The organism is Salinispora sp. H7-4 (assembly GCF_013416675.1).
GTDB classification, from domain to species: Bacteria; Actinomycetota; Actinomycetes; order Mycobacteriales; family Micromonosporaceae; genus Micromonospora; species Micromonospora vitiensis.
The window spans coordinates 1-259 of the sequence record NZ_JABZED010000029.1; the positions used below are offsets into that span (position 1 = coordinate 1).

The window sequence follows — 259 nt, forward strand, 5'->3', positions numbered from 1 at the left end:
TCCACCGCCGCGTACAGGGTCGCCCCCAACGACCAGAGATCCGCCTCCGGCCCGGCGGTACCGTCCTGCGCCCGTTCCGGGGCGAGGTAGGCAGGTGAGCCAAGCACCATGCCGGTACGGGTGACATTCGGGTCACCCGGAACCGTGGCAATACCGAAGTCGGTCAACACCACCCGCCCGTCCTCGCCGAGCAACACGTTGCCCGGCTTGACGTCCCGGTGCATCACCCCCGCCCGATGCGCCGCCTTCAGCGCACCAA

General features: G+C 69.5%; 1 protein-coding gene. It reads right to left on the reverse strand.

The annotated features are described in order from the left end of the window. Positions 1-259, reverse strand: a 259-nt coding sequence (locus tag H0524_RS24825) for a protein kinase (protein ID WP_255435956.1), incomplete at both ends; no start/stop codon positions are given.